This window comes from Streptococcus sp. ELY_86 (assembly GCF_058314495.1).
Genome location: NZ_JBZFUK010000002.1, coordinates 48,911 through 74,721, shown reverse-complemented (window position 1 = coordinate 74,721; position 25,811 = coordinate 48,911). Strand labels below are relative to the sequence as shown.

At 43.3% G+C, this 25,811-nt stretch carries 24 protein-coding genes and 2 tRNA genes; 25 read left to right on the top strand and 1 reads right to left on the bottom strand.

Going from position 1 to position 25,811, the window contains the following annotated elements:
• Position 1: 1 nt before the first annotated feature.
• The 16 genes from tagD to AC4HAN_RS03300 all read left to right on the top strand — a co-directional run bounded on the left by tagD (position 2) and on the right by AC4HAN_RS03300 (position 13,239).
• Positions 2 to 406 (top strand): glycerol-3-phosphate cytidylyltransferase, encoded by a 405-nt coding sequence (gene tagD / locus AC4HAN_RS03375; protein WP_491091190.1) that lies wholly within the window; start codon positions 2 to 4, stop codon positions 404 to 406.
• Positions 384 to 1,196 (top strand): LicD family protein, encoded by an 813-nt coding sequence (locus AC4HAN_RS03370; RefSeq protein ID WP_491091189.1) that lies wholly within the window; start codon positions 384 to 386, stop codon positions 1,194 to 1,196. Before tagD ends, AC4HAN_RS03370 begins: the two co-directional genes overlap by 23 nt.
• A gap of 175 nt (positions 1,197 to 1,371) precedes the next feature.
• Positions 1,372 to 2,016, top strand: coding sequence for a hypothetical protein (locus AC4HAN_RS03365; RefSeq protein WP_491091188.1), 645 nt, complete (start codon positions 1,372 to 1,374; stop codon positions 2,014 to 2,016).
• A 6-nt stretch (positions 2,017 to 2,022) separates the two neighbouring features.
• On the top strand, positions 2,023 to 2,769 hold the full coding sequence (locus tag AC4HAN_RS03360; RefSeq protein ID WP_491091187.1) for a Panacea domain-containing protein: 747 nt from the start codon (positions 2,023 to 2,025) through the stop codon (positions 2,767 to 2,769).
• Positions 2,770 to 3,144: 375 nt separating this feature from the next.
• Complete coding sequence (locus AC4HAN_RS03355; protein ID WP_491091186.1) at positions 3,145 to 3,921, top strand: dihydroorotate dehydrogenase electron transfer subunit; 777 nt, start codon at positions 3,145 to 3,147, stop codon at positions 3,919 to 3,921.
• Positions 3,922 to 3,930: 9 nt separating this feature from the next.
• Positions 3,931 to 4,872 (top strand): dihydroorotate dehydrogenase, encoded by a 942-nt coding sequence (locus AC4HAN_RS03350; RefSeq protein ID WP_491091185.1) that lies wholly within the window; start codon positions 3,931 to 3,933, stop codon positions 4,870 to 4,872.
• Positions 4,873 to 4,930: 58 nt separating this feature from the next.
• Entirely contained in the window at positions 4,931 to 5,602 is a 672-nt protein-coding gene (locus AC4HAN_RS03345; RefSeq protein WP_491091184.1) for a zeta toxin family protein, read from the top strand.
• Positions 5,599 to 5,757: a hypothetical protein gene (locus AC4HAN_RS03340; protein ID WP_491091183.1), complete on the top strand. Its 159-nt coding sequence runs from the start codon at positions 5,599 to 5,601 to the stop codon at positions 5,755 to 5,757. Before AC4HAN_RS03345 ends, AC4HAN_RS03340 begins: the two co-directional genes overlap by 4 nt.
• 305 nt (positions 5,758 to 6,062) lie before the next feature.
• A complete protein-coding gene (gene pyrF, locus AC4HAN_RS03335) occupies positions 6,063 to 6,758 on the top strand; it encodes an orotidine-5'-phosphate decarboxylase (RefSeq protein WP_491091182.1) in 696 nt (231 codons plus the stop codon).
• Positions 6,759 to 6,857: 99 nt separating this feature from the next.
• A complete protein-coding gene (gene pyrE, locus AC4HAN_RS03330) occupies positions 6,858 to 7,487 on the top strand; it encodes an orotate phosphoribosyltransferase (protein WP_491091181.1) in 630 nt (209 codons plus the stop codon).
• Between the two features lie 56 nt (positions 7,488 to 7,543).
• The gene (locus tag AC4HAN_RS03325; RefSeq protein ID WP_491091180.1) at positions 7,544 to 8,044 is read left to right on the top strand and encodes a YbhB/YbcL family Raf kinase inhibitor-like protein; all 501 of its coding nucleotides are present in this window, start codon (positions 7,544 to 7,546) and stop codon (positions 8,042 to 8,044) included.
• Positions 8,045 to 8,060: 16 nt separating this feature from the next.
• Positions 8,061 to 9,512: an amidase gene (locus AC4HAN_RS03320; RefSeq protein ID WP_491091179.1), complete on the top strand. Its 1,452-nt coding sequence runs from the start codon at positions 8,061 to 8,063 to the stop codon at positions 9,510 to 9,512.
• A 112-nt stretch (positions 9,513 to 9,624) separates the two neighbouring features.
• Positions 9,625 to 10,476, top strand: coding sequence for a transporter substrate-binding domain-containing protein (locus AC4HAN_RS03315; RefSeq protein WP_491091178.1), 852 nt, complete (start codon positions 9,625 to 9,627; stop codon positions 10,474 to 10,476).
• 143 nt (positions 10,477 to 10,619) lie between these two features.
• Positions 10,620 to 11,273 carry an amino acid ABC transporter permease gene (locus AC4HAN_RS03310; RefSeq protein WP_491091177.1) on the top strand — a complete coding sequence of 218 codons (654 nt, stop codon included), beginning with the start codon at positions 10,620 to 10,622 and terminating at the stop codon, positions 11,271 to 11,273.
• Positions 11,274 to 11,294: 21 nt separating this feature from the next.
• On the top strand, positions 11,295 to 11,948 hold the full coding sequence (locus tag AC4HAN_RS03305) for a uracil-DNA glycosylase (RefSeq protein ID WP_491091176.1): 654 nt from the start codon (positions 11,295 to 11,297) through the stop codon (positions 11,946 to 11,948).
• Between the two features lie 22 nt (positions 11,949 to 11,970).
• Positions 11,971 to 13,239 carry a dihydroorotase gene (locus AC4HAN_RS03300; RefSeq protein ID WP_491091175.1) on the top strand — a complete coding sequence of 423 codons (1,269 nt, stop codon included), beginning with the start codon at positions 11,971 to 11,973 and terminating at the stop codon, positions 13,237 to 13,239.
• A gap of 63 nt (positions 13,240 to 13,302) precedes the next feature.
• Here AC4HAN_RS03300 and plsY read toward each other — a convergent pair whose 3' ends face one another.
• Entirely contained in the window at positions 13,303 to 13,947 is a 645-nt protein-coding gene (gene plsY, locus AC4HAN_RS03295) for a glycerol-3-phosphate 1-O-acyltransferase PlsY (protein WP_491091174.1), read from the bottom strand.
• Positions 13,948 to 14,059: 112 nt separating this feature from the next.
• Between plsY and parE the strand changes: the two genes are divergently transcribed.
• The 9 genes from parE (at position 14,060) to AC4HAN_RS03250 (ending at position 25,781) form a co-directional block, all read left to right on the top strand.
• A complete protein-coding gene (gene parE, locus AC4HAN_RS03290; RefSeq protein ID WP_491091173.1) occupies positions 14,060 to 16,009 on the top strand; it encodes a DNA topoisomerase IV subunit B in 1,950 nt (649 codons plus the stop codon).
• Between the two features lie 250 nt (positions 16,010 to 16,259).
• The gene (parC, locus tag AC4HAN_RS03285) at positions 16,260 to 18,722 is read left to right on the top strand and encodes a DNA topoisomerase IV subunit A (protein ID WP_491091172.1); all 2,463 of its coding nucleotides are present in this window, start codon (positions 16,260 to 16,262) and stop codon (positions 18,720 to 18,722) included.
• A 54-nt stretch (positions 18,723 to 18,776) separates the two neighbouring features.
• Positions 18,777 to 19,946 (top strand): branched-chain amino acid aminotransferase, encoded by a 1,170-nt coding sequence (locus AC4HAN_RS03280; protein WP_491091171.1) that lies wholly within the window; start codon positions 18,777 to 18,779, stop codon positions 19,944 to 19,946.
• A gap of 65 nt (positions 19,947 to 20,011) precedes the next feature.
• Entirely contained in the window at positions 20,012 to 20,242 is a 231-nt protein-coding gene (locus AC4HAN_RS03275) for a DUF2969 domain-containing protein (RefSeq protein ID WP_027975956.1), read from the top strand.
• A gap of 59 nt (positions 20,243 to 20,301) precedes the next feature.
• Positions 20,302 to 20,382: transfer RNA gene (locus tag AC4HAN_RS03270), tRNA-Tyr, on the top strand.
• A 153-nt stretch (positions 20,383 to 20,535) separates the two neighbouring features.
• Positions 20,536 to 20,607: transfer RNA gene (locus AC4HAN_RS03265), tRNA-Gln, on the top strand.
• A 132-nt stretch (positions 20,608 to 20,739) separates the two neighbouring features.
• Positions 20,740 to 21,939 carry a 30S ribosomal protein S1 gene (gene rpsA, locus AC4HAN_RS03260; protein ID WP_491091170.1) on the top strand — a complete coding sequence of 400 codons (1,200 nt, stop codon included), beginning with the start codon at positions 20,740 to 20,742 and terminating at the stop codon, positions 21,937 to 21,939.
• 241 nt (positions 21,940 to 22,180) lie between these two features.
• The gene (locus AC4HAN_RS03255) at positions 22,181 to 23,914 is read left to right on the top strand and encodes an ABC transporter ATP-binding protein (protein ID WP_491091169.1); all 1,734 of its coding nucleotides are present in this window, start codon (positions 22,181 to 22,183) and stop codon (positions 23,912 to 23,914) included.
• Complete coding sequence (locus AC4HAN_RS03250; RefSeq protein WP_491091168.1) at positions 23,877 to 25,781, top strand: ABC transporter ATP-binding protein; 1,905 nt, start codon at positions 23,877 to 23,879, stop codon at positions 25,779 to 25,781. The genes AC4HAN_RS03255 and AC4HAN_RS03250 overlap by 38 nt, the downstream gene beginning before the upstream one ends.
• The last annotated feature ends 30 nt before the right edge of the window (positions 25,782 to 25,811 follow it).

Genomic DNA, 25,811 nt, shown 5'->3' with positions numbered 1-25,811 from the left:
TATGAAGAAGGTAATTACTTATGGAACATTTGATTTGCTGCATTATGGGCATATCGAATTATTGCGAAGAGCCAGCAAGTTAGGAGACTGTCTGATTGTTGCCTTATCAACTGATGAATTTAATTCACGTGAGAAAAATAAGAAAACGTATTTTTCCTACGAGGAACGTAAAAAAATGTTAGAAGCGATTCGTTATGTAGATAAGGTGATTCCTGAGGAAAATTGGGAACAAAAGCGTACGGATATAGTAGACTTTGACATTGATGTATTTGTTATCGGCAATGACTGGACCGGGCATTTTGATGATTTAAACGATTTGTGCGAAGTGGTTTATTTGGAAAGGACACCGGATATTTCGACCAGCCAAATCAAGGAGGATCTCAATGACAAAAAAACTGACGCTTAGGGAGATCCAGCTGTTAGAGTTGGATATGCTGAAAGCTGTTGTTGAGTTCTGCAATCGTCATCAGTTAACCTATGTTTTGTGCGGAGGTACTTTACTGGGAGCTGTCCGTCATCAGGGATTTATTCCGTGGGATGATGATATCGATCTGCTGATGCCGAGGGAAGACTACGAAAAATTTTTAGCTTTGCACAGTACTTTTGAGGAAGAATTTTCGTTTACGGTGGCCAGCAACCGTCTTAATAATTTAAAAAGACCATACTGCCGCATCTTAAATAAAAAAACAATCTGCAATAGGCAATTTATTGATGATCCGCAAGAGAATTTCCTCTGGATTGATATTTTTCCTTTAGATGGTTTGCCTAATGACAAGCAAAAAGTACAATCCTATTTGAATCAGATGGGTAGATTAAACAAACTTTTAGTCATTGCACTGTCCAGAACTGGCGAAGGCAAGTCTAAGTTTAAAAAAATAGTCAAACCGGTAGCTAAAAGCTTGCTGAAAGCAGTAGGTGTCAAACGTCTGGTTGATCATACGGATAAAGTTTGCCGGCGTTATACTATTGCAGACAGCGATTTTGTCGGTGAGAATATCATGGCCAGAAAAGCGCAGGAAATGATGCCGAAAGAGGCTTTTTTGACAACTGTTGATGTTAACTTTGAAGGTTTGACCGTTAAGGGACCTTCCAATTGGGATTATTATTTAGAAAAGAAATATGGCGACTATATGCAATTGCCGCTGGAAAGCGAACAAGTTAACCACACGGCAGATATTTATTTGGTGGAAGACTGAGTTTTCACAACCGACTTGACAATTTCCTTTAAACCAGTGTTTAAGTGGGATGTTTAATGTTGCTGTATCTGTTTACGACTGGATAGTAGGAATTGCACTTAATACTATGTTTATGATACAATGATAGACAATCAGTCAATCTTTAGTTGTTAAGTAAGATAGTTTAGAGGATACATTGATATTCGATGGAGTTATAGAATTAATAAATGAAATTGGTCAACTACATCAACGTTTCTCAGAGGAATTTTTTGAAAAACATGTTCCTTATAATTTAAAAAAGAAGCGGGTTGACAGTGTTTTATACGAAGAGAATTATGATGAGAACTTTATTACTCTAGTAGACGACTACATAGAGGAGCTTGCTTTTTGGCAGATTTTTCTTGAATTTGATTCTAATTCACCCGTGATTGAAACGCGGTTTCGAGGTAAAAATAAAGAGTCCGCTCTAAATAAACTGTATTATTATCGTTTTGGCAGAAATGTTTCTGAAATCCCCATTCAGAAATGTTTGAACGACTTACTAGGATTTCGTATTGTCATTGATGGTAATGTTGATTATGAGCAGTTATTAGTTGACATTAGAAATTCTGATGCTTTGGAGGTTGAACTTTTTCGTCCATATGTCCGACAAGATAAAGATTACATAGGAATTCATATTTATTTTAAAAGCGGTCATAATCAGTATTTTCCGTGGGAGCTTCAAATTTGGGAGAAATCTGATGAAATATTAAACGAAAAGTCTCATAGGGATCATAAGGAAAAGCGCCAGTATATTAGTTGGACTGAAATTTATAAAGGTAATAAGCATAGAGAGGAGTAAGAGGCTATGGTGCAGCATGTCATTGTTATCGCTAGTTCTTATCGGCTTGGCAAGCGTATTGCTTGGCATTACGCAGCTGATGTTATTGATAAAAGTGTTTTAAAAGGGCTGGAAGATAAAACCAGAACTTTATTAGGGCGACCAGATTATGCTATTCATAAATTGACAACTGATTCAAAAGACTGGAGCAGTGTTGTTAATAAAGACAGCTTTTTTGAAGGAATTAAAATTTATAGCAGTCTAGATAAATTCTTAAAAGAAATTTCAAGCGATAAAAAAATAACAGCTCTTGATATTGCAAAGTATCTTCTTTCTGTTCAGCCAATGTCAAATCTTAAGCTGCAAAAGATGATCTATTTGATTTATGCTGATTATCTTACTAGAACTGGGAAGAAACTTTTTGATGATAAAATTATTGCTATGCAATATGGACCAGTTATACGAGAGGTTTATGACTTTTACAAAGGGCATGGTCGCGAAGAAATTGATGAAAGAAGCGACGAACATGTGGTAACGTTAAATGAAATTACGATGCCGCTTGCTTTAGCTAAAATTCTTCAATCAGATGATGAAAAATCTATTATTTCTTCGATTAAGTCCACTATTGAGAAGTTTGGTAAAAAGACAGCTTCGCAATTAGTGACAATTACGCATAAAGAGGGAAGTCCGTGGAGTAGGGCTAAGGATGTAGGCCTTTATTCAGAGATTACAGATAATCTTATTCTAACTTATCATGCTGTTGAGATGATTTAATTATTGACAAATGGACTAAAATGTTCTAATTCATTCTTTAATTACTCATTTGACATCTACCTGATTTCAAGCTATAATGAGAAAAAATGAAATAACCTTTAATGGAGTCCAGAGAGGCTGTCAAGGGAATCGCGTTTAAAAGTGGCTGAGACAAAGGGTGGTGTTGATTCCATAGTCCATGAGAATGACTTTTTAGCGCAGTGGTTGGCTGGCTGTTCTTATCCCTTGCAGGGCAAGCGATAGCGACCAACCTAGCCAACTGTGCGGGGGTGGGACAACAAAGTCTATTCTTTAAATGACTGACTTTTGTCCCACTCCCCCGCTTTTTGTGCAACCTTGCCTTGCTGGTAAGGTTTTTTTGTTAGAAAGGTGCTTATGATTTTAAAAGAAGACATGACGGTGGTCAGTCAGAGGGAGATTGCGCCGCGTATTTTTGAGATGGTGCTGACTGGTGAAATGGTCAGTGAAATGAAGGTCGGTCAGTTTTTGCATCTGCGTGTGCCGGACAAAAGCAAACTGCTGCGGCGGCCGATTTCCATATCTGAAATTGACAAATCCAAAAAAGAGGCTGCCATTGTTTATCGGATTGAAGGTGAAGGAACGGCTGTCTTTTCCGAGCTCCAAGCCGGTGACACTCTTGACTGTCTGGGGCCTCAGGGCAATGGTTTTGATGTGTCTGTTATGAGTTTCGGCCAGACTGCCCTGCTTATCGGCGGCGGCATCGGAGTTCCGCCTTTGGTAGAGCTGGCAAAAGAGCTTAAGAATAAAGGCGTGGCTGTTTTTGCGGTGCTGGGTTTTGCGACGAAAGATGCCGTTATTCTTGAGGAGAAGATGCGCTTATATGCGGATGTTGTTGTAACGACCGATGATGGCTCATACGGGCAAAAAGGCTATGTGTCAACTGTAGTTGATGAGCTGACGTTTAGCCCTGATGCGGTTTATGCCTGCGGTGCTCCCGGCATGCTCAAATATGTGGATACTAAGTTTGAAAATCACCCCCATGCTTATCTGTCGACAGAATCCCGCATGGCCTGCGGTATGGGAGCTTGCTATGCCTGTGTTGTCCACCTCAAAGGGCAAACAGAGGATCGCAATCTTCGTGTCTGTGAAGATGGTCCGGTTTTTAAGACCGGTCAGATTATCTTGGATTAGGAGGAGACCGTGACAAATAGACTTGCTGTTAAGCTGCCGGGATTGGAGCTGAAAAATCCGATTATTCCGGCGTCCGGCTGCTTTGGCTTCGGCCAGGAGTATGCTAAGTATTATGATTTGAACCGGCTTGGATCGATCATGATCAAGGCAACGACTCAGCACCCTCGTTTTGGCAATCCGACACCTCGTGTGGCAGAGACCCCTTCGGGCATGCTCAACGCAATCGGCCTGCAGAATCCCGGCGTGGATGCGGTTATCGCTGAAAAACTGCCCTGGCTGGCTAAGCATTATCCTGAACTGCCTATCATTGCCAATGTTGCCGGCTTTTCTAACGAAGAGTATGCCTATGTTTCTGAAAAAATCTCGCGTGTGCCTAATGTGGCGGCTATTGAGCTCAATATTTCCTGTCCCAATGTGGATCATGGCAATGCAGGGCTGCTTATCGGACAGGTGCCCGATCTTACGTACAAAGCGGTTAAGGCCAGCGTCGATCATTCAGATGTTCCTGTCTATGTCAAACTGACACCCAGTGTAGCTGATATTACAACGGTTGCTAAAGCCGCAGAAGATGCCGGCGCGGCCGGTTTTACCATGATTAATACCTTGGTGGGTATGCGCTTTGATCTAAAGACAAGAAAACCAATCATCGCTAATGGCACAGGCGGCATGAGCGGCCCTGCTGTTTTTCCTGTGGCGCTTAAACTAATTCATCAGGTCGCGCATTTCTCAAAGCTTCCCATCATTGGCATGGGCGGTGTTGATTCGGCTGAGGCTGCTCTGGAAATGATGATAGCCGGAGCCTCTGCCGTTGCTGTTGGGACAGCTAATTTTACCGATCCTTATGCCTGTCCGACAATTATTGACGATCTGCCAAGCGTCATGGATAAGTACGGGATTTCAGATCTGGAAACTCTCCGTCAGGAAGTTCGGAACAGCTTGCGGTCAAATTAAGTTTTAGGACAGCAGTGATAATTAAACATTTATGATATAATAGCGTTGAGGTGATTCCATGAGTGAGAATTTTTCCCTAACTTATGCTAAGGCACATAAAGAAGATTTTTTAAAAACAATTATCACAGGAAAAACAGTCTCAGAAACTAAAGATGCTTTGTTTATGGCAGGCAGCCCAGGAGCAGGAAAGACTGAAGTAGCTGAAACTTTCTCAGAGTTACTTGGAAACTTGGTTACAATTGATGCTGACTTTTTTCGAAGTCAGTTTCCACATTATAATGGGAAAAATTCTAGTCAATTTCAAAGAGGGGCGGCATATCTGGTAGATTATTATTTAACAAAATTATTGAAAAAAGGATATTCATTCATTTTAGATGGTACCTTTGCCGTTTCGAAAGCAAAACAAAATGTTGAACGTTCTTTGAATCGCGGCTATAATGTTTCTATTTATTATGTTTATCAGAATCCTTTAATAGCCTGGAATTTTACAAAGTTACGTGAACAAGTAGAAGGAAGAATTGTTCCAAAGGAAACGTTTATTAATGCTTATTTTAAATCACGTCAAAATATTGAAGAAGTCATAAAACACTTTGGTGATAAAATTTCTTTAAATATTGTGTTTAAGGATTATCAAAATAATATTTCAGATATTCAATTTGATGTGGATTCAATTGAACTTACTCTGCCAGATAAATATACTAGAAAAGAATTAGAGGAACAGTTATTATGACGGACAAAAAAGAAATTCAAGAAATTCTCAAAAAATATGATGATAGTATTGGTGAACTTTTTAATAAGGGAACTATCCGTGAAAATAAAAAGGTCTTAAAATGGGTAGCTGATGAATCTAATCGAAAACAAAGAAAATTGGTTGGTTTAGAATAGAGCATCTGTAGCCAAATTAAGTTTTAGGATTTTTCAAAAACATAGATGGTTTTTTGACTTTGAAGCTGAAAAAAGCTATAATAAGACAAAATAGAATAACCTTTAATTGAGTCCAGAGAGGCGAGGAAGGTTGACAGCGAATGAAGGAGTTTTTCTCCGCATAAAAGGGGGCCAGCCCTCTGTTTTCGTGTAACCTTGCTCCTTTGGGCAGGGTTATTTTTCTATTATAGAGGTTAAATAGACTGATGCTTGAAAGCTCTCTATTTTAATCACTGTAATGATATGCTAGGTAAAAAGGAGAAAACATGCGCGAAGAACGCCCCATTATTGCTCTGGATTTTCCGTCATTTGAACAGGTGAAATCATTTCTGGCTCTCTTTCCGGCTGAGGAAAAGCTTTACGTTAAGATCGGTATGGAACTTTACTATGCGGCAGGTCCCGAGATTGTCCGCTATGTGAAGAGCCTTGGGCATTCCGTCTTTTTGGATTTGAAACTGCACGATATTCCTCATACGGTTCAGTCGGCCATGGCTGTGCTGGCAGGTTTAGGCGTTGACATGACCAATGTCCATGCTGCTGGCGGCCTTGAAATGATGAAAGCTGCGCGTGAAGGCTTGGGGGCAGGCCCCAAGCTGCTGGCGGTAACGCAGCTGACCTCAACTTCTGAAGAACAAATGAGGCAGGACCAAAACATTCAGACCAGCCTTGCTGACTCCGTCGTGCACTATGCTCAAAGAGCTGCGGCAGCCGGTCTTGACGGTGTTGTCTGCTCTGCTCATGAAGCCGCAAAAATCAAGACAGCAACCTCAGCCAGCTTTGTCTGCCTGACGCCGGGCATCCGCCCTAAAGGCTCTGCTGTCGGTGATCAAAAGCGTGTCATGACGCCGAGCGATGCCAGAAAAATCGGCTCTGACTATATCGTTGTCGGCCGACCGATTACGCAGGCTGAAAATCCTGCTGCGGCCTATCAGGCCATTAAAGCAGAGTGGCTGGACATGTAAAAAGCGCTGTGCAGCCGACATTTTTGAAAAAAGCGGATTAGCTAATCTATTTTCAAAGCAGCAGTAGATGCTGAACGTTAAAAATGAAAGAGGACTTTTATGACATTAGCCAAAGACATTGCACGTGATTTATTGGATATCAAGGCAGTTTATTTGAAGCCTGAAGATCCTTTTACCTGGGCGTCCGGCATTAAGTCGCCGATTTATACGGATAACCGCATTACGCTGTCTTATCCTGAGACACGCACCTTGATTGAAAATGGGTTCGTGGAGGCCATCAAAGAAACTTTTCCGGAAGCAGAGGTTATTGCAGGCACTGCGACGGCCGGAATTCCTCACGGAGCCATTATTGCGGACAAGATGAACCTGCCTTTTGCTTATATCCGCAGCAAACCTAAAGACCACGGTGCCGGCAATCAGATTGAAGGCCGGGTGGTTAAAGGGCAAAAAATGGTTATTGTTGAGGATCTGATTTCAACAGGCGGATCGGTCCTTGATGCGGTGGCAGCAGCCAAAAGAGAAGGAGCAGATGTGCTCGGTGTTGCCGCTATTTTTACTTATGAACTGCCAAAAGCTGCCGAAAACTTTGAAAAGGCCGGGGTCAAACTGGTTACTCTGTCCAATTATTCTGAGCTGATCAAGGTGGCCAAAGTCCAAGGCTATATTGATGCAGATGGTCTGCAGCTCTTAAAGAAATTCAAAGAAAATCAAGAAACCTGGCAGGACTAAAACTTGACAGATTTAAGAGAAAAAACACGAAAAACGAACAGATACGGAGGTATCCTATGAAAATTACAGTTTCGTTTGACAATCAGATTATCCCGGATGCTTATGGGAAAAAAGCCAGCGATACCAACAAGGGATACGCTGTCAAATCTTTTCCTTTTGAACTTTCAGAGGTTCCTAAAGACGCCAAAACACTGGCCTGGTCTTTTGTCGATTACGATTCTATCCCAGTTTGCGGTTTTGCCTACATTCATTGGGCAGTCGCTAACGTTCCTGCTGATAAAACATCTATTTCAGAAGACTTTGCCAGACGTGATCAGCATCACATCAAAGGCAAAAATTCACTGGTCAGCAAGTTTTTGCAGACGGATTATTCCGACATGGAAAATGGCTACTTGGGACCATGTCCGCCAGACAAGGATCATCAGTATACGCTGACAGTCTATGCTCTGGATGAGGAGCTGCCTTTGTCAGAGGGCTTTTACCTGAATGATCTTCGGCATGCTGCTAAAGGTCACATCATTGATCAGGCTGAAATTGATTTAATTGGTAGAGTTTAGTACAAGGAAGATAAACATGGTAGCTAATAATTGGCTGGATGCAACCGCAATGTCCCAGGCTGTTTTGAACAGAGACGTTTCCCCAAAAGAATTGGTAGAAGAAGCAATTGAAAAAAGTCAGGCTGTCAATCCTAAGATTAATGCTATTGTAGATACGCGTTTTGAACAGGCTTTGTTAGAGGCGCAAAATCGAGATTTCTCAGAAAAACCTTTTGCAGGTGTTCCGCTCTTTCTTAAGGATTTAGGTCAGGAGCAGTCTGGCGAGCTATCAACGTCGGGTTCTCGTTTGTTAGCCAATTATCGTGCCAGTCACTCTGACAACTATGTCAAACGCTTGGAAGCTTTGGGTTTCGTTATTTTAGGCCGGACTAATACTCCGGAATTTGGCTTTAAGAATATTAGTGATTCCAGTCTGCATGGCAGTGTCAATTTGCCTGATGATGTCAGCCGAAATGCGGGTGGCTCCAGCGGCGGTGCAGCTGCTTTGGTTAGTTCAGGTATCTTGCCTCTAGCGGCTGCCAGCGATGGCGGCGGTTCGATTCGTATTCCTGCTTCTTTTAATGGGCTTATTGGGTTAAAGCCAACAAGGGGGCGCATTCCAGTCGGACCCGCTTCTTTTAGAGGCTGGCAGGGAGCCTCTGTTCAGTTCGCCTTAACCAAGACAGTACGGGATACCAAGCGTCTGTTGTATTATCTGCAGACCCGTCAGATGGAAAGTCCTTTCGTACTACCAACTTTACCGAAAGCATCTCTGGAGCAGTCTCTAAAGAAAAAATTGAGAATAGCCATGTTGCTTGATTCGCCTATTGGCAGCCAAATTTCCAGCTCAGCTGTTTTTGCTGTTCAACAAACGGCTAAATATTTGGAAGATGCAGGACATACAGTAGAAGAAGTAGCGCAGCCCTTAGATGGTGTAGAGGCTATGCAGTCCTACTATATAATGAACAGTGTCGAAACGGCTGCTATGCTTGACGGGTTGTCTGCTGCTTTGGGACGTAGTCTGATGCCGGATGATATGGAAATCATGTCTTGGGCACTTTATCAAGCTGGTCAAACGATTCCTGCTAAAGACTATTCCAAGGTACTCAGCCAATGGGACCAGTACAGTCATCGTATGGCGCTATTTCATGAAAAATACGATCTGATTCTGACACCAACGACAGCTGAGGCTGCACCTAAACATGGGCAATTTTTCTTATCCGCAGACTTGGAAAACAATTTAAAGCATATGGCTGATTTTGATCAAACCCGACAGCAGGAGTTCATTTGGGAGATGTTTGCTGAGAGTTTAGCTTGGACGCCTTTTACACAGCAGGCCAATCTGACTGGGCAGCCAGCCATCTCTCTCCCCCTTTATCGTGATGCTCAAGAACTGTCACTGGGTGTTCAGCTGACAGCTGCTAAAGGGAGAGAAGATTTACTTTTAGCTCTGGCACAGTCTTTTGAGGAGCAGCGGCTTTTTGTCTAAAGTTAGAGAATGCAGATAAAATACTTGAAAATTTTCTAAGAAAAGTGTATTTTCACAAAGTAAGCCTTTTCAAGCTTACAAAATATTGTTGTATACAAGGAGAAAATACAGGATGAAAAAGAAACTTTTCATAGCTTTAAGTCTTCTAATGGCTGCTGTGTTTCTGGCTGCTTGTTCCCAGTCATCGGATTCCGGACAAAAGAGCTGGAATAAGATTGATAAGAGAGGAACTCTTAAGGTTGCTACTTCGGGAACGCTGTATCCGCAGTCTTATCACGACGACCAGAATAAATTAACAGGCTATGATGTTGAGATTTTAAAGGAAATTGGCAAACGTTTGGGATTAAAACTTCAGTTTACTGAAATGGGTGTTGATGGTATGCTGACAGCTGTCAAGAGCGGCCAGATAGATCTTGCTAATTTTTCTTTAGAGGATGGCAACAAAAATATCAGTAAGTTTTTGAGGACTTCCCCTTATAAATATTCTTTTACCTCAATGGTTGTTCGCTCTAAGGATGATTCAGACATTCATTCTTGGTCAGACATCAAAGGGAAGAGAGCTGCTGGAGCTGCCAGCACAAACTATATGAAGATTGCCAAAAAACTGGGGGCAAAATTGGTCGTGTATGATAACGTGACTAATGATGTCTACATGAAAGATTTGGTTGATGGCCGGACAGATGTTATTATCAATGATTACTACTTGCAAAAAATGGCAGTTGCAGCTATTAAGGATCAATATGCTGTCAGAATTAATGAGGGGCTTTTTGCCAATCCTTACAGTACAAGCTTTACGCTGTCTCTGAAAAATAAGCTCTTACAAAAGAAAATCAATAAGGCTTTGAAAGATATGCGCAAGGATGGCACTCTTTCAAAATTATCGAAAAAATTCTTCCGGGGAGAAGATGTGACAAAAAAACACCAAAACAACTATAAGAAAATTGATATTTCGGATATTGATTAAGGGCGGGTGGTTCCTTTTCAAGGAATCGCCTTATTTTTATCTTCTTTTCTTAACTGGAATGCCATTTAAAAATTTGTTACAATAAGTTTGGTAAGTGCGTGATTTTTAGCAATCACGTCTTTAGAAAGATTAATAAGAGATTTATGTTCATTAATTTTCAGCTGATTATCGGCAGTCTGCCCTTTGTTTTATCAGGGATTCCGTATACCTTAGGTATTGCCGTCCTTAGTTTTCTGACGGGCTGCCTTTTGGGGATTTTGATTTCTGTTTTGAGGATGTCTGAAAATTTCTGGTTCAGATCCTTTGCGCGGACCTATATTTCGATAATGCGCGGTGTCCCCATGCTTGTTGTTCTGTTTGTCCTTTATTTTGGTCTGCCTTATTTTGAAGTGCAGTTGCCGGCTCTGCTTTGTGCTTATATAGGTTTTAGTACAGTCAGTGCTGCTTACATTGCCGAGATATTTCGCTCTTCCATATCAGCAGTGGATAGGGGACAGTGGGAAGCAGCTAGAGCTCTGGGACTGCCTGCTAAATCTATTTTAAGAAGTATTATTATACCGCAGGCTTTTCGGATTGCTATTCCGCCTTTGGGAAATGTTATACTGGATATGCTCAAAAGTTCTTCTTTAGCGGCTATGATTACAGTACCGGATATTTTCCAAAATGCAAAAATTATTGGCGGCCGCGAATATGACTATATGTCTATGTATGTTTTGATTGCTTTTATTTATTGGCTGCTTTGCTTTTTATTTGAAATGTTTCAAAATCATTTAGAAACAAAACTCAGTATTTATTGATAACTTAGTAAGGAGAAATGTATGCAACACTCAGCTTGGCATGATTTGATCAAAAAAGAGCTGCCGGATGGCTATTTTGCGCAGATCAATCATTTTATGGATGAGGTTTACAGCCGCGGGACAATCTATCCGCCGCGGGAGAAGGTTTTTAATGCTATTCAGACCACTCCTTTAGAAGAAGTGAAAGCGGTCATTATCGGTCAGGATCCTTATCACGGCCCCAATCAGGCTCAGGGACTGTCCTTTTCGGTGCCTGATCAAGTGCCTGCACCGCCGTCTTTGCAAAATATTTTGCAGGAACTGGCTGCAGATATTGGGGAGAAAAAAAATCATGACCTGACCTCTTGGGCGCAGCAGGGTGTGCTTTTGCTCAATGCCAGTCTGACAGTGCCTGAACATCAGGCCAATGCTCATGCCAACGGCATCTGGGAACCCTTTACCGATGCGGTGATTAAGGTGGTCAATCAAAAGGATACACCGGTTGTCTTTATTCTTTGGGGTGGTTTTGCGCGCCGCAAAAAGGCACTGATCACCAATCCGATTCACCATATTATTGAGTCGCCTCACCCAAGTCCCTTATCTGCTCACAGAGGTTTCTTTGGCAGCAAGCCCTTCTCACGGACCAATGATTTCTTGCAGGCTCAAGGAATTGAGCCGATTGATTGGCTGCAATAATTAGATGTAAGGGAGAAAATAAATGATACTTATCAAAAACGGCCGTTTGGTTGACCCAAAATCTCAGACAGACAAGATCTGCGATCTGCTGCTTGATGGTCAAAAAGTGGTGAAAATAGCAGAGAAAATCGAAGCACCTGAGGCTGAAATCATTGATGCAGCAGGGCTGGTGGTTGCTCCCGGTCTTGTTGATGTTCATGTGCATTTTCGTGAACCGGGCCAAACGCACAAAGAAGACATCCATACAGGTGCCCTGGCGGCGGCGGCGGGCGGTGTGACAACGGTTGTTATGATGGCCAATACCACACCGACCATCTCTGATGTGGCAACACTGACAGAAGTTTTGGACAGTGCTGCCAAGGAAAAGATTAACATTAAGTCTGTCGCGACCATTACCAAAAATTTTGACGGGCAGCAGCTGACAGATTTTGAGGCCTTGTTAAAAGCGGGTGCCGTCGGCTTTTCTGATGATGGTATTCCTTTGACGAGCTCTAAGGTTGTTAAGGAGGCTCTGGACTTAGCCAAAAAACACGGAACCTTTATCAGTCTTCATGAGGAGGATCCTGAATTAAACGGCATTTTAGGTTTTAACGAAAACATCGCGAAAGAGCGCTTTAATTTCTGCGGTGCAACGGGCGTGGCTGAGTACAGCATGATTGCGCGTGACGTCATGATTGCTTATGACAGGCAGGCTCATATTCACATCCAGCACTTATCTAAGGCGGAGTCTGTCAAAGTGGTGGAATTTGCCCAAAAATTAGGGGCTCAGGTAACCGCAGAAGCAGCGCCGCAGCATTTTTCAAAAACAGAAAATCTGCTGCTGGAAAAAGGAGCCAATGCCAAGATGAATCCTCCTCTGCGCTCAGAATCAGATCGTTTGGCAGTGATTGAAGGGCTTAAATCGGGTGTCATCTCGGTGATTGCTACCGACCATGCACCCCATCATGCTGATGAAAAAAATGTAGCTGACATGACCAAGGCACCGTCCGGTATGACAGGTCTTGAAACATCGCTCTCACTTGGTTTGACGTATTTAGTCCAAGCAGGACATCTTAGTTTAATGGATTTTCTGGCCAAAATGACAGTCAATCCGGCACAGCTGTATGATTTTGACGCCGGATATCTGGCTGAAGGCGGTCCTGCCGATGTTGTCATCTTTGCAGATAAGGAAGACCGCTTGATTGGAGAAAACTTTGCGTCTAAAGCGGCCAATTCACCTTTCATCGGAGAAACTGTGAAAGGTCAAGTCAAATATACCATCTGCGGCGGCCAAATCGTCTATCACGTTTAATTCATGGAACCCTTTTGCCGTTTGTAGCCCAGGTTTAATTCGCTTTAAATATTAAAAAGAAGGCTAGTCAGCCTTCTTTTTTTGATGTGTCAGGTTTAATCCCCAGGGGACGAGATTTTCATTTTTTTCTTTGATGCGGATCATATTATCCTTGTGACGGACAATGATAATGCCCGCAATCAGAATAATAATAGCTGTAAAAAGCCAGTCGTAAAATGGTAGGAGAAAATGAAAGGCAGGGAAAATTAAAGCACTGATAATAGCTGCGCTTGCTGCTGTTACGCTGGCCAGCGAAATCATGCTGGACAGGTAAAGAACAAGGGCAAAAATAATCAGCAGGTAAATAAGAAAGAGCGGTGCTAAGCCCAGCAAAATTCCTGCACTGGTTGCGACAGCTTTGCCGCCTTTGAATCCGGCAAAAATGGGAAAGGTATGGCCCAAAATGGCAAAAAAGCCAAAGAGAAGAGGTGTCACGCCGCTGACGCCAAAAATCATGGGCAGTACAGTAGCCAGAGTTCCTTTCAGCATATCAATGATAAAGGTTGCAGAACCTGCCTTAGGACCAAGAACACGAAAGGTATTGGTCGTTCCCATGTTTCCGCTGCCATAGTCTCTTAGATTTTTTCCGTAAAAATACTTACCAATCCACAGTCCGGTAGGAATAGAGCCCAGCAAGTAGGCAATGATTAAAAAAATAACGACTTTCATAGTCTCATTATACCAAATCCTCTGGGGAAAATCTCTTGATTTTCAAAAATAACTTTGCAAAATTTCCAAAAAACTTGTAAGATAAAAAAGATGAAATAATCGGAGGTCAGTTTTGGCTAAGAAAGAAATTACAATCACTAATTATAATGATGATGCCATTCAGGTACTGGAAGGCTTAGATGCTGTCCGCAAGCGTCCGGGAATGTATATCGGATCAACCGATGGCACCGGCCTGCACCACTTGGTATGGGAAATCGTAGACAATGCGGTCGATGAAGCCCTGTCAGGTTTCGGTGAGCGCATTGATGTGACGATTAATAAAGATGGTTCCTTAACCGTTTCTGACAGCGGCCGCGGTATGCCGACAGGGATGCACGCCATGGGGATTCCAACCGTGGAAGTGATTTTTACAGTCCTCCATGCCGGCGGTAAATTCGGTCAGGGCGGCTACAAGACATCCGGCGGTCTGCACGGTGTCGGCTCTTCTGTCGTTAATGCCTTGTCCAGCTGGTTAGAAGTTGAGATTACTAGGGACGGTACGGTTTATAAGCAGCGTTTTGAAAATGGGGGCAAACCGGCAACAACCTTAAAAAAGGTCGGCACAGCGCCAAAATCTAAAACCGGCACCAAGGTCACTTTTATGCCGGATGCAGGTATTTTTTCAACAACTGATTTTGTTTATAATACGATTGCTGAACGCCTGAATGAGTCTGCCTTCCTGCTCAAAAATGTGACGCTGACACTGACAGATAAGCGTCCGGAAGAAGCACAGCATGTGGAATTTCACTATGAAAACGGCGTGCAGGACTTTGTTGAGTACCTCAACGAAGACAAGGAAACACTAACGCCGGTGATTTACTTTGAAGGCGAAGAGTCCGATTTTCAGGTCGAAGTTGCCCTGCAGTACAATGACGGTTTTTCAGATAATATCCTGTCTTTTGTTAATAACGTTCGAACCAAGGATGGCGGAACCCATGAAACGGGGCTCAAATCTGCCATTACCAAGGCTATGAACGATTATGCCAGAAAGACCGGTCTGCTGAAAGAAAAGGACAAAAACTTAGAGGGCTCTGATTACCGTGAAGGCTTGTCAGCGGTACTGTCTGTTTTGGTTCCGGAAGAGCATTTGCAGTTTGAAGGACAGACCAAGGATAAATTGGGCAGCCCTTTGGCACGGCCGATTGTGGACAGCTTGGTTTCTGATAAGCTGACTTTCTTCCTCATGGAAAATGGGGAACTGGCTTCCAATCTTGTCCGCAAGGCTATTAAGGCCAGGGATGCCAGAGAGGCAGCCCGCAAGGCGCGTGATGAGTCCCGCAACGGTAAGAAAAGCAAAAAAGATAAGGGACTCTTATCCGGTAAGTTAACTCCTGCCCAGTCCAAAAATCCCAAGAAAAATGAATTGTATCTGGTCGAAGGGGATTCTGCCGGCGGATCAGCTAAACAGGGGCGTGACCGGAAGTTTCAGGCCATTCTGCCCTTGCGCGGTAAGGTTCTTAATACTGCCAAGGCCAAGATGGCAGACATTATCAAAAATGAAGAAATCAATACCATGATATATACCATCGGTGCCGGTGTCGGAGCCGATTTCAAGGTTGAAGATTCCAACTACGACAAAATCATTATTATGACCGATGCCGATACGGACGGTGCCCATATTCAAACCCTGCTGTTAACCTTCTTTTACCGTTATATGCGGCCGCTGGTTGAGACAGGCCATGTCTACATTGCTCTGCCGCCGCTCTATAAAATGTCCAAAGGCAAAGGAGCAAAAGAAGTCGTCGAATACGCATGGACCGACCAAGAGCTGGAAGACCTGCGCAAGAAGTTCGGCAAGGGCGCTGTTCTTCAGCGCTACAAAGGGTTAGGCGAAATGAATGCCGACCAGCTCTGGGAAACCACCATGAATCCTGACAGCCGCACCCTCATCCGGGTCACCATTGAAGACTTGGCGCGTGCCGAACGCCGCGTTTCCGTCCTTATGGGAGATAAGGTCGAACCCCGCCGCAAATGGATTGAAGATAATGTCAAGTTTACCTTGGAAGAGAATACGGTATTTTGATTGGTTATTTGAAACAGATGCTAAAGCATCTAATGAAAAGACGCTTGCCGCTAAGGCGAACAAGCTAACTCGCTCACTAGCTCGAAAACAAAATAGTATTGATTTTGTTTTCTCATATCGTAGAATAATTATCTTCGAGGGGATTTGAGAGACTTTGGCTCTCAAATTAGGAATGGAACTGTAGGTTCGCTTCCGCCCCCACTACTTAAAGGAGCTTTCAAAAAACAAAGTAAAGAAAGATATTTAGAAAATGTCAAACATTCAAAACATATCCTTAGAGGATATCATGGGAGAGCGCTTTGGCCGCTACTCCAAATACATCATTCAGGAGCGGGCGCTGCCTGATATTCGTGATGGGTTGAAACCTGTTCAGCGCCGCATTCTTTATTCCATGAATAAAGATGGCAATACGCATGACAAAGGCTTCCGCAAGTCTGCCAAATCTGTCGGGAATGTCATGGGGAATTTCCACCCGCACGGTGACAGCTCCATCTATGATGCCATGGTGCGCATGAGCCAGGACTGGAAAAACAGAGAAACTTTGATTGAAATGCACGGGAACAACGGTTCCATGGACGGTGATCCGGCCGCTGCCATGCGTTACACAGAGGCCAGATTGTCTGAAATTGCAGGCTACTTGCTGCAAGATATCGACAAAAACACCGTGCCTTGGGCCTGGAACTTTGACGATACGGAGAAAGAGCCGACTGTTTTGCCGGCCGCTTTCCCAAATCTCCTCGTCAATGGTGCAACTGGGATTTCTGCAGGTTATGCAACCGATATTCCGCCGCATAATTTAGCCGAAGTCATTGATGCGGTTGTTTATATGATTGACCATCCAAAGGCCAAACTGGACAAACTCATGGAATTTCTGCCCGGTCCGGATTTTCCGACAGGAGCCATTATCCAGGGTAAGGATGAGATTCGCAAGGCCTACGAAACCGGCAAAGGCCGCGTAGCTGTTCGTTCGCAGACGGAGATTGAAAGCCTCAAAGGCGGCAAAAAGCAGATTGTTGTAACAGAAATTCCTTATGAGGTCAATAAGGCTGTGCTGGTCAAAAAGATTGACGATGTCCGCATTAACAACAAGGTGCCCGGTATTGCTGAAGTCCGCGACGAATCTGACCGTGACGGTCTGCGCATTGCTATTGAGCTCAAAAAAGATGCCGATGAAGAGATTATTTTAAACTATCTTTTCAAATATACGGATCTGCAGATCAATTATAACTTTAACATGGTGGCTATTGACAATTATACGCCGCGTCAAGTCGGCATTATTCCTATGCTGTCCAGCTATATTGCCCACCGCAAGGATATTATTGTTGCGCGCTCTAAATTTGACAAGGAAAAGGCAGAAAAGCGCCTGCACATCGTTGAGGGACTTATCAGGGTCTTATCCATTTTGGATGAAGTCATCGCGCTTATCCGTGCATCTGAGAACAAGGCTGATGCCAAGGAAAATCTCAAAGTCAGCTATGAGTTTACCGAAGAGCAGGCCGAAGCGATTGTCACCCTGCAGCTTTATCGCTTAACCAATACCGATATTGTGACCCTGCAAGAAGAAGACGCAGCCCTGCGTGAACAAATCACGACCCTGTCTGCAATCATTGGTGATGAGCGGACCATGTACAATGTCATGAAGCGCGAGCTGCGTGAGGTCAAAAAGAAATTTGCCAGCCCGCGTTTGACCGAATTACAGGCCGAAGCGCAGACGATAGAGATTGACACAGCCAGCCTCATTGTTGAGGAAGAAACTTTTGTCAGTGTTACCCGCGGCGGTTATATCAAACGGACCAGCCCGCGTTCTTTCAATGCGTCAACGATTGAGGAGTTGGGCAAGCGCGACGATGATGACGCTGTCTTTATTAAAAACGCTAAGACGACTCAAAGTCTGCTTTTATTTACCAGTCTGGGCAATGTTATTTACCGGCCTGTTCATGAATTAGCGGATATCCGCTGGAAAGAAATCGGTGAACACCTCAGTCAGACGGTTACTAATTTTGCTACAGACGAAGAAATTCTCTATGTTGATTTGGTGGATCATTTTGAAGAAGGCACTTATTATGCGGCTACCCAGTTGGGGCAAATTAAGCGTTTCGAGCGTAAAGATTTAACCCCATGGCGCAGCTATAAAACAAAATCCGTCAAGTATGCTAAATTAAAAAATGATGACGATCGCATCGTCGCCATCTCACCAATCAAACTGGACGATATCATGCTGGTTACCAACAAAGGTTACGCTCTGCGTTTCAATATTGAGGAAGTACCGATTGTAGGGCCTAAGGCTGCAGGTGTCAAAGCTGTTAATCTCAAAGATGGCGATTATGTGGCCAGTGCCTTTATCGCTAATACGGACAGCATCTATATTTTGACCCAGCGAGGCAGCTTAAAACGAATGGCTGTCAGCCTTATTCCGCTTACCGGCCGGGCTAAAAGAGGCCTGCAGGTACTGCGCGAACTCAAGAACAAGCCGCACCGTGTCTTTGCGGCCGGCCCCGTCTTTTCCGAAACAAAGGCAGGGGAGCTTGATTTGTTTACGACAGCAGATTCTAGCAGCGGGCAGGCGGAAGTTCTTGAGGTTAGATCACAGACGGCAGCTTACGATGTCAATCTGGCTGAGCTGTCCATGTCTGAGCGCACCAGCAACGGCAGCTTCATTTCAGATACCATTTCCGATGAGGGCGTGCTTTCTGCCAGAATAAACTCATACTGAGAATATTTCCATGGTTCTGTGCGCTGACGGAAGGACTGAAATCTTTGAAATAATATGATAAAGCTAGGCAGAAGCTGTGATGTGACTGTCTGGTTTTATTTCTTTAAGGAATTTTCAGAATTTTACGAAAAAACACTTGAAAATTTTTGGGAAAAGCGTACAATAGAAAAAGAAAAAAGGAAGAAAGAGGAATTTAACATGACAGTAGATTTAGACTGGGAAAACCTTGGATTTGAATACCACAAGCTTCCATTTCGTTACATCTCTTATTATAAAGATGGCAAGTGGGACGACGGCAAACTGACAGAAGATGCAACGCTTCACATCTCAGAAAGCTCACCGGCTCTTCATTATGGTCAGCAGGCTTTCGAAGGACTAAAAGCCTACCGCACCAAAGATGGTTCCGTGCAATTATTCCGTCCGAATATGAATGCTGAGCGTCTGCAGCGGACTTCTGACCGCCTTTTAATGCCTCAGGTACCAACTGATAAATTTATTGACGCTGTGAAGCAAGTGGTACGCGCCAATGATGACTATGTACCGCCATACGGTACCGGTGCGACACTTTATCTGCGGCCTCTACTGATCGGTGTTGGTGATGTTATCGGTGTTCATCCGGCCAGTGAATATATTTTTACCGTTTTTGCTATGCCGGTTGGCAATTATTTCAAGGGCGGTTTGGCACCGACTAATTTCCTGATTCAGGATGATTATGACCGTGCAGCGCCTCACGGAACAGGGGCAGCCAAGGTCGGCGGCAACTACGCAGCCAGTCTTCTGCCGGGCAAAGTTGCTCAGGATCATAAGTTCTCTGATGTTATCTATCTTGATCCGGCTACCCACACTAAGATTGAAGAAGTGGGTTCGGCAAACTTCTTTGGCATTACAAAAGATAATGAATTTATCACACCGCTCAGCCCATCCATTCTGCCATCAATCACTAAATACTCCCTCCTTTATTTGGCTAAAGAACGCTTCGGTATGAAAGCCATCGAAGGAGATGTCAGAATTGATGATTTGGATAAATTTGTTGAAGCAGGTGCCTGCGGTACAGCAGCCGTTATCTCACCAATCGGCGGTGTTCAGCACGGCGATGACTTCCATGTTTTCTACAGTGAAACGGAAGTAGGACCTGTAACACGTAAGCTCTATGATGAGCTGACAGGTATCCAGTTTGGTGACGTTGAAGCACCGGAAGGATGGATTTACAAGGTCAATGACTAAAAAGAAAAATTTGCTTGCTCTTGCAAGCTTTTCTTTTTTTTTGTAAAATATTTGAGAGGTAAATTATGCGTAAAAAAGATAAGAAAATTGAAATCCAGATCAGCGATGCTCAAGTTGAAGTCAATGGTGCGAAAATGACAGGCTATCAGCTGACAGTCGGGAAAAGAGTTATCGGTGAAATTGCTGAGATTGATGAAAAATATGCAGCAGTGAAAAACGGTGAGGCTGTTGATTTTCATAAAAATTTAGAAGCCGCTGTAGAAGCTGTTATTGAGGCCTACAATTTGAATAACTAAACTAAGAAAAGGCTTGATTTTGACATAAGATTATGATAAACTAATCTTTAGTTGTCACTGGAAGGGTAGCGAAGAGGCTAAACGCGGCGGACTGTAAATCCGCTCCTTCGGGTTCGGGGGTTCGAATCCCTCCCCTTCCATACTCAGGATACAAAGACCGTTAAAAAATCCGTATGAAAATAGAAAACTGACGAAGCGTTGTTAAAAACGCTAGGAAGTTTGTCTTTTTCACTAGGATTTTAGGTCGTGTTCAACTTCGTTTTACGAGTTTTCTGAGTACGAATGATTTAGTTTGGGGTATAGCCAAGCGGTAAGGCAAGGGACTTTGACTCCCTCATGCGCTGGTTCGAATCCAGCTACCCCAGTCAGAGGTATTAGACCGAGTCTAAGGCCGTCAGTGATATGCGTCTTGTTGTTTGTCCTTGCGGGTTACCTTGTGAAAATATATTGTTATCAAGAGATAAGATTTCTTATTTCTTGTCGGAGGTTTTTTTAGAATGAATGAATTTGAAGATTTGCTCAACAGTGTTAGTGAAGTAAATCCAGGTGATGTTGTTACTGCAGAAGTGTTAACTGTAGATGGTGAACAGGCAAACCTTGTTATTGATGGAACAGGTGTTGAAGCTGTATTGACGCTTCGCGAACTGACTAATGATCGCAATGCGGATATTAACGATTTGGTTAAACCGGGCGATAAAGTTGAAGTGCTTGTCCTTCGTCAAGTTGTCGGAAAAGATACAGATACAGTGACTTTCCTTGTCTCTAAAAAACGTCTGGAAGCTCGCAAAGCTTGGGATAAACTTGTCGGCCGCGAAGGCGAAGTTGTAACGGTCAAGGGAACACGTGCTGTTAAAGGCGGACTTTCAGTTGAATTTGAAGGATTGCGCGGTTTTATCCCGGCATCAATGATTGATACACGTTTCGTACGCAATACCGAAAAATTTGTCGGTCAAGAGTTTGAAGCTAAGATTAAAGAGGTTGATCCTGCAGAAAATCGTTTCATCCTTTCACGCCGCGATGTTGTTGAGGCAGCAGCAGAAGAAGCTCGCAAAGAAGTCTTCTCAAAACTTGCTGTCGGCGATATTGTTACCGGTACTGTTGCCCGTTTGACAAGCTTTGGTGCTTTCATCGATCTTGGCGGAGTTGACGGCTTGGTACACGTCAGTGAGTTATCACATGAACGCAATGTGTCACCAAAATCTGTTGTTACAGTCGGTGAAGAAATTCAAGTCAAAGTTCTTGCCATTGATGAAGAAGCCGGCCGTGTGTCACTTTCTCTTAAGGCAACAACTCCCGGACCATGGGATGGTGTTGAACAAAAACTTGCTGCGGGCGATGTTATCGAAGGCAAAGTTAAGCGTTTGACAGACTTCGGTGCTTTTGTTGAAGTTCTTCCTGGTATTGACGGGCTGGTTCACATTTCACAAATTTCGCACAAGCGTGTTGAAAATCCAAAAGATGTTCTTTCAGTCGGTCAAGATGTAACTGTCAAAGTTCTTGATGTTAATACTGCTGATGAACGTGTGTCACTTTCAATCAAGGCTCTTGAAGAGCGTCCAGCTCAAGATGAAAACAGCGGTGAAAAACGTCAGTCACGTCCTCGCCGTCCAAGACGTCAAGACAAACAAGATTATGAGCTTCCGGAAACACAAACTGGATTCTCAATGGCTGATTTGTTTGGTGATATTGAATTATAATTCATTAGAGAATTTCTATATTTCTATAGGACCGGAAAACTAGTATTTCCAGTCCTTTTTTGCTCCAATGGTTAGTATGGTTTGACTTGCTTTTTGAACATCAAAGAGCTGACAGTGATTCATGCTAAAATGGCATAGTCCTTATAAGTTTGGGATGCTTACTAGGAGCTGCTATTTAAAAAGCCTGGCCCTTTTCATTTTTAGGGTAGGGTAAACAAGAGTTTTGATAAGGAGGAAATGGATGCTTAGACCTTTGCTGGCCCAAATAAAAGAGTACAAGAAGCCCTCTTTGCTGGCCTCATTGTTCATGTTTTTTGAAGTCATTTTTGAAATAGCCCTGCCCTTTTTGATGTCTTATATTATTGATTACGGCGTTAATAAACAGGATATGGGAAATATTATTAAGTATGGCATACTTATGGTTGTTTTGGCTTTGCTGTCTTTGGCCTGCGGCATGCAGTCTGCTCGCTATGGGGCACTTGGTTCTGCCGGCTTTGCCAAAAATCTGCGGCGTGCCCTCTACAACAAGGTACAGACTTTCTCATTTGAAAATATAGACCGTTTTTCATCGGGCGGTTTAGTAACACGGATGATGACTGATGTTACCAATGTACAAAATGCCTATCAGATGATCATTCGTGTCTGCGTGCGTGCACCGCTCAATCTGATTTTTGCCATTACTGTCTCTTTTTTTATCAATGCTAAGATGGCCATGATCTTTGTCTATGTGGCTGTGTTTCTGGCTCTTGTTTTGGCAGGCGTATTAAAGTTTGCTTTTCCGCTTTTTCGGAAAGTCTTCAATGCCTATGATGAATTGAATTCCAGTGTACAGGAAAATATCACCAATATGCGGGTTGTAAAATCTTATGTTAAAGAGGAAGAAGAAACCAAGAAATTTCAAGGCGCTTCCCGCAAGATTTATGGAATGTTTGTCAAGGCAATCCGCATTGTCATCATCAATAATCCTGCGATGATGCTGTCCATGTATTCGTCCTTCATCATGATTTCCTGGCTGGGCGCTCATTTGATTGTTGCCAAAGAATTTACGACAGGTGAGCTGACTTCCATGTTTTCCTACACGATAACGATTTTAATGTCACTGATGATGTTCACCATGATTTTTGTCATGCTGACCATATCAATGGCATCGGTGGAGCGGATTTCAGAGGTTCTGACGACACAGGCAACGATCGTCTCACCTCCAAACGGACTGACAGAAGTAATAGACGGCTCTATCACATTTGAACATGTTGATTTTGGCTATGAAACGTCTGAAGAAAAATTGGTTTTAAGGGATGTCAATCTTTCGATCAAATCTGGTGAAGTCATTGGAATTTTAGGCGGAACAGGCTCCGGCAAGTCCAGTCTTGTGCAGCTTTTGGCACGCATGTATGATGTTGATGGCGGTTCTGTAAAGGTCGGCGGCCGAGATGTCCGCGACTATAATCTGGATGCTCTCCGGCGCAAGGTAGCCATGGTCTTACAAACCAATGTCCTATTTTCCGGAACAATCAAAGAAAACATGCGCTGGGGCAATAAAGAGGCGACAGATGAAGAAATTATTGCTGCCTGTAAAATTGCGCAGGCAGATGAATTTATTGCCCAGTTTGAAGACGGCTATGATACAATGATCGAGCGCGGCGGTGCCAATGTATCCGGAGGACAGCGCCAGCGTTTGTGCATTGCCCGCGCTTTGCTGACCAATCCTAAAATTTTGATTTTGGATGATTCGACATCGGCTGTTGATACCAAAACGGATAAATTAATTCGGGAGGGCTTGGCTGCCAGTCTTCAGGGAACAACTAAAATCATTATTTCTCAGAGAATCTCATCTGTTGAAGATGCTGATCGAATCATTGTTCTGGACGATGGAAAAATCAATGGTCTGGGCAGCCATGAAGAATTGCTGCAAACCAATAAAATCTACCAGGAAGTTTATGAAACCCAAACGAAAGGAAGTGACCAAGATGAGTAACAAACAAAGACCTGATAATTCTTGGGCTTCTATCCGCCGAGTTTTCATCTACATTTGGCAAAGATACAAGCTGCGCCTGCTGATTTCCTTTCTTTTAATTGCTGTTTCCTCTTTGGCAACAGTCTATTTGACAGCCTCTATTCAAACACTGATTGACAGCTATATTATCCCCATTTCACAGAGTGACGATAAAAACTTTGGACCGCTGTTTTATTTTTTAGTACGCTTAGGAATTTTCTGTTTGGCGGGTGTTCTGGCTAACTATGCTTTTAGTTTGATTTTGGCTATTGTCAGCCAAGATACCCTGCGGACGCTGCGAGATCAGCTCTTTGCCCGCATGCAAAAGCTTCCCGTTAGATATTTTGATCAGCACCAGCATGGGGATATCATGTCCGTTTATACTAATGATATTGATACCCTGCGTCAGGCTATCGAGCAGTCTCTTCCGCAGCTTTTGGCCTCCTCCATTACAATCATTGGTGTGACCGTATCAATGCTGCTGGTAAGCCCGCTCTTGTTTTTAGTAGTTGCTGCTATGATTGTTATCATTGTGATTACTATTCGCACGATTTCTGCCAAATCCAAATTTTATTTTGGCCAGCAGCAAAAAAATCTGGGGGCCGAAAATGGTTATATAGAAGAGATGATGGCCGGTCAAAAGGTAGTAAAAGCCTTTGTATATGAGCAGGAATCTGCTAAAAAATTCGATGCCATCAATGAGAAACTCTTTGAATCCTCCTATAAAGCTAATGCCTATGCCAATATCCTGATGCCTACCCTTGCAAATCTGGGAAATATGTCTTATGTATTGGTAGCGATTATCGGAGGAACCTTTACGATTTCCGGACTGGGCGGGCTGACAATCGGCGGATTGATATCATTTTTGCAGCTGACCAAATCTTTCACCCAGCCAATCGCTCAGGTATCGCAGCAGCTGAATTTTATTCTAATGGCTCTGGCCGGTGCGGACCGCATTTTCCGCTTGCTTGATGAAAAAGAAGAAGTGGATGATGGGATCGTTACTCTGGTCAACTATGAACTGATTGACGGCCAAATGACAGTGACCGACAAAGAGACCAATCTTTGGGCTTGGAAGCATCCGCGTGAAAACGGGGACTTTGCCTTAGTACCTTTGGTCGGCAATGTTAATTTTAAGAATGTAAATTTTTCCTACGATGATAACAAGCAGATTCTCTACGATATCAATCTTGAAGCTAAACAAGGGCAGAAAATTGCCTTTGTCGGAGCTACGGGAGCCGGGAAAACAACCATTACCAACCTGATTAACCGCTTCTACGATATTCAGTCAGGCTCTATTACTTATGACGGTATTGATATCAAGCTGATAAAGAAAGCTTCGCTGCGAAAATCCTTGGGCATTGTTCTGCAGGATACGCATTTATTTACAGGAACTATTGCTGAAAATATCGCCTATGGCCGTGAAAATGCCTCTCAGGAAGAGATTTTAGAAGCAGCTAGCATTTCCAATGTTGACAGTTTTGTTCACCATTTGGACCATGGTTATGAAACCCTGCTGAAATCAGACGGTGCCAGCCTGTCGAATGGTCAGCGCCAGCTGATTGCCATTGGCCGTGCAGCTTTAGCCAACGCTCCGGTGCTGATTTTGGATGAAGCCACGTCGTCTATCGATTCCCGAACGGAAAAAATGGTACAGGACGGTATGGACAAATTGATGGAAGGGCGAACTGTTTTTGTCATTGCCCACCGGCTGTCTACCATTGTAAATTCAGATCTGATTATGGTCATGGATCACGGACGCATTATCGAACGGGGCAGCCATGAAGAGCTGATGAAGCAAAAAGGTACCTATTATCGTCTCTATACAGGCGGTTTGGAGCTGGATTAAAAAACATTGATGAACAGATAAAATAATTTT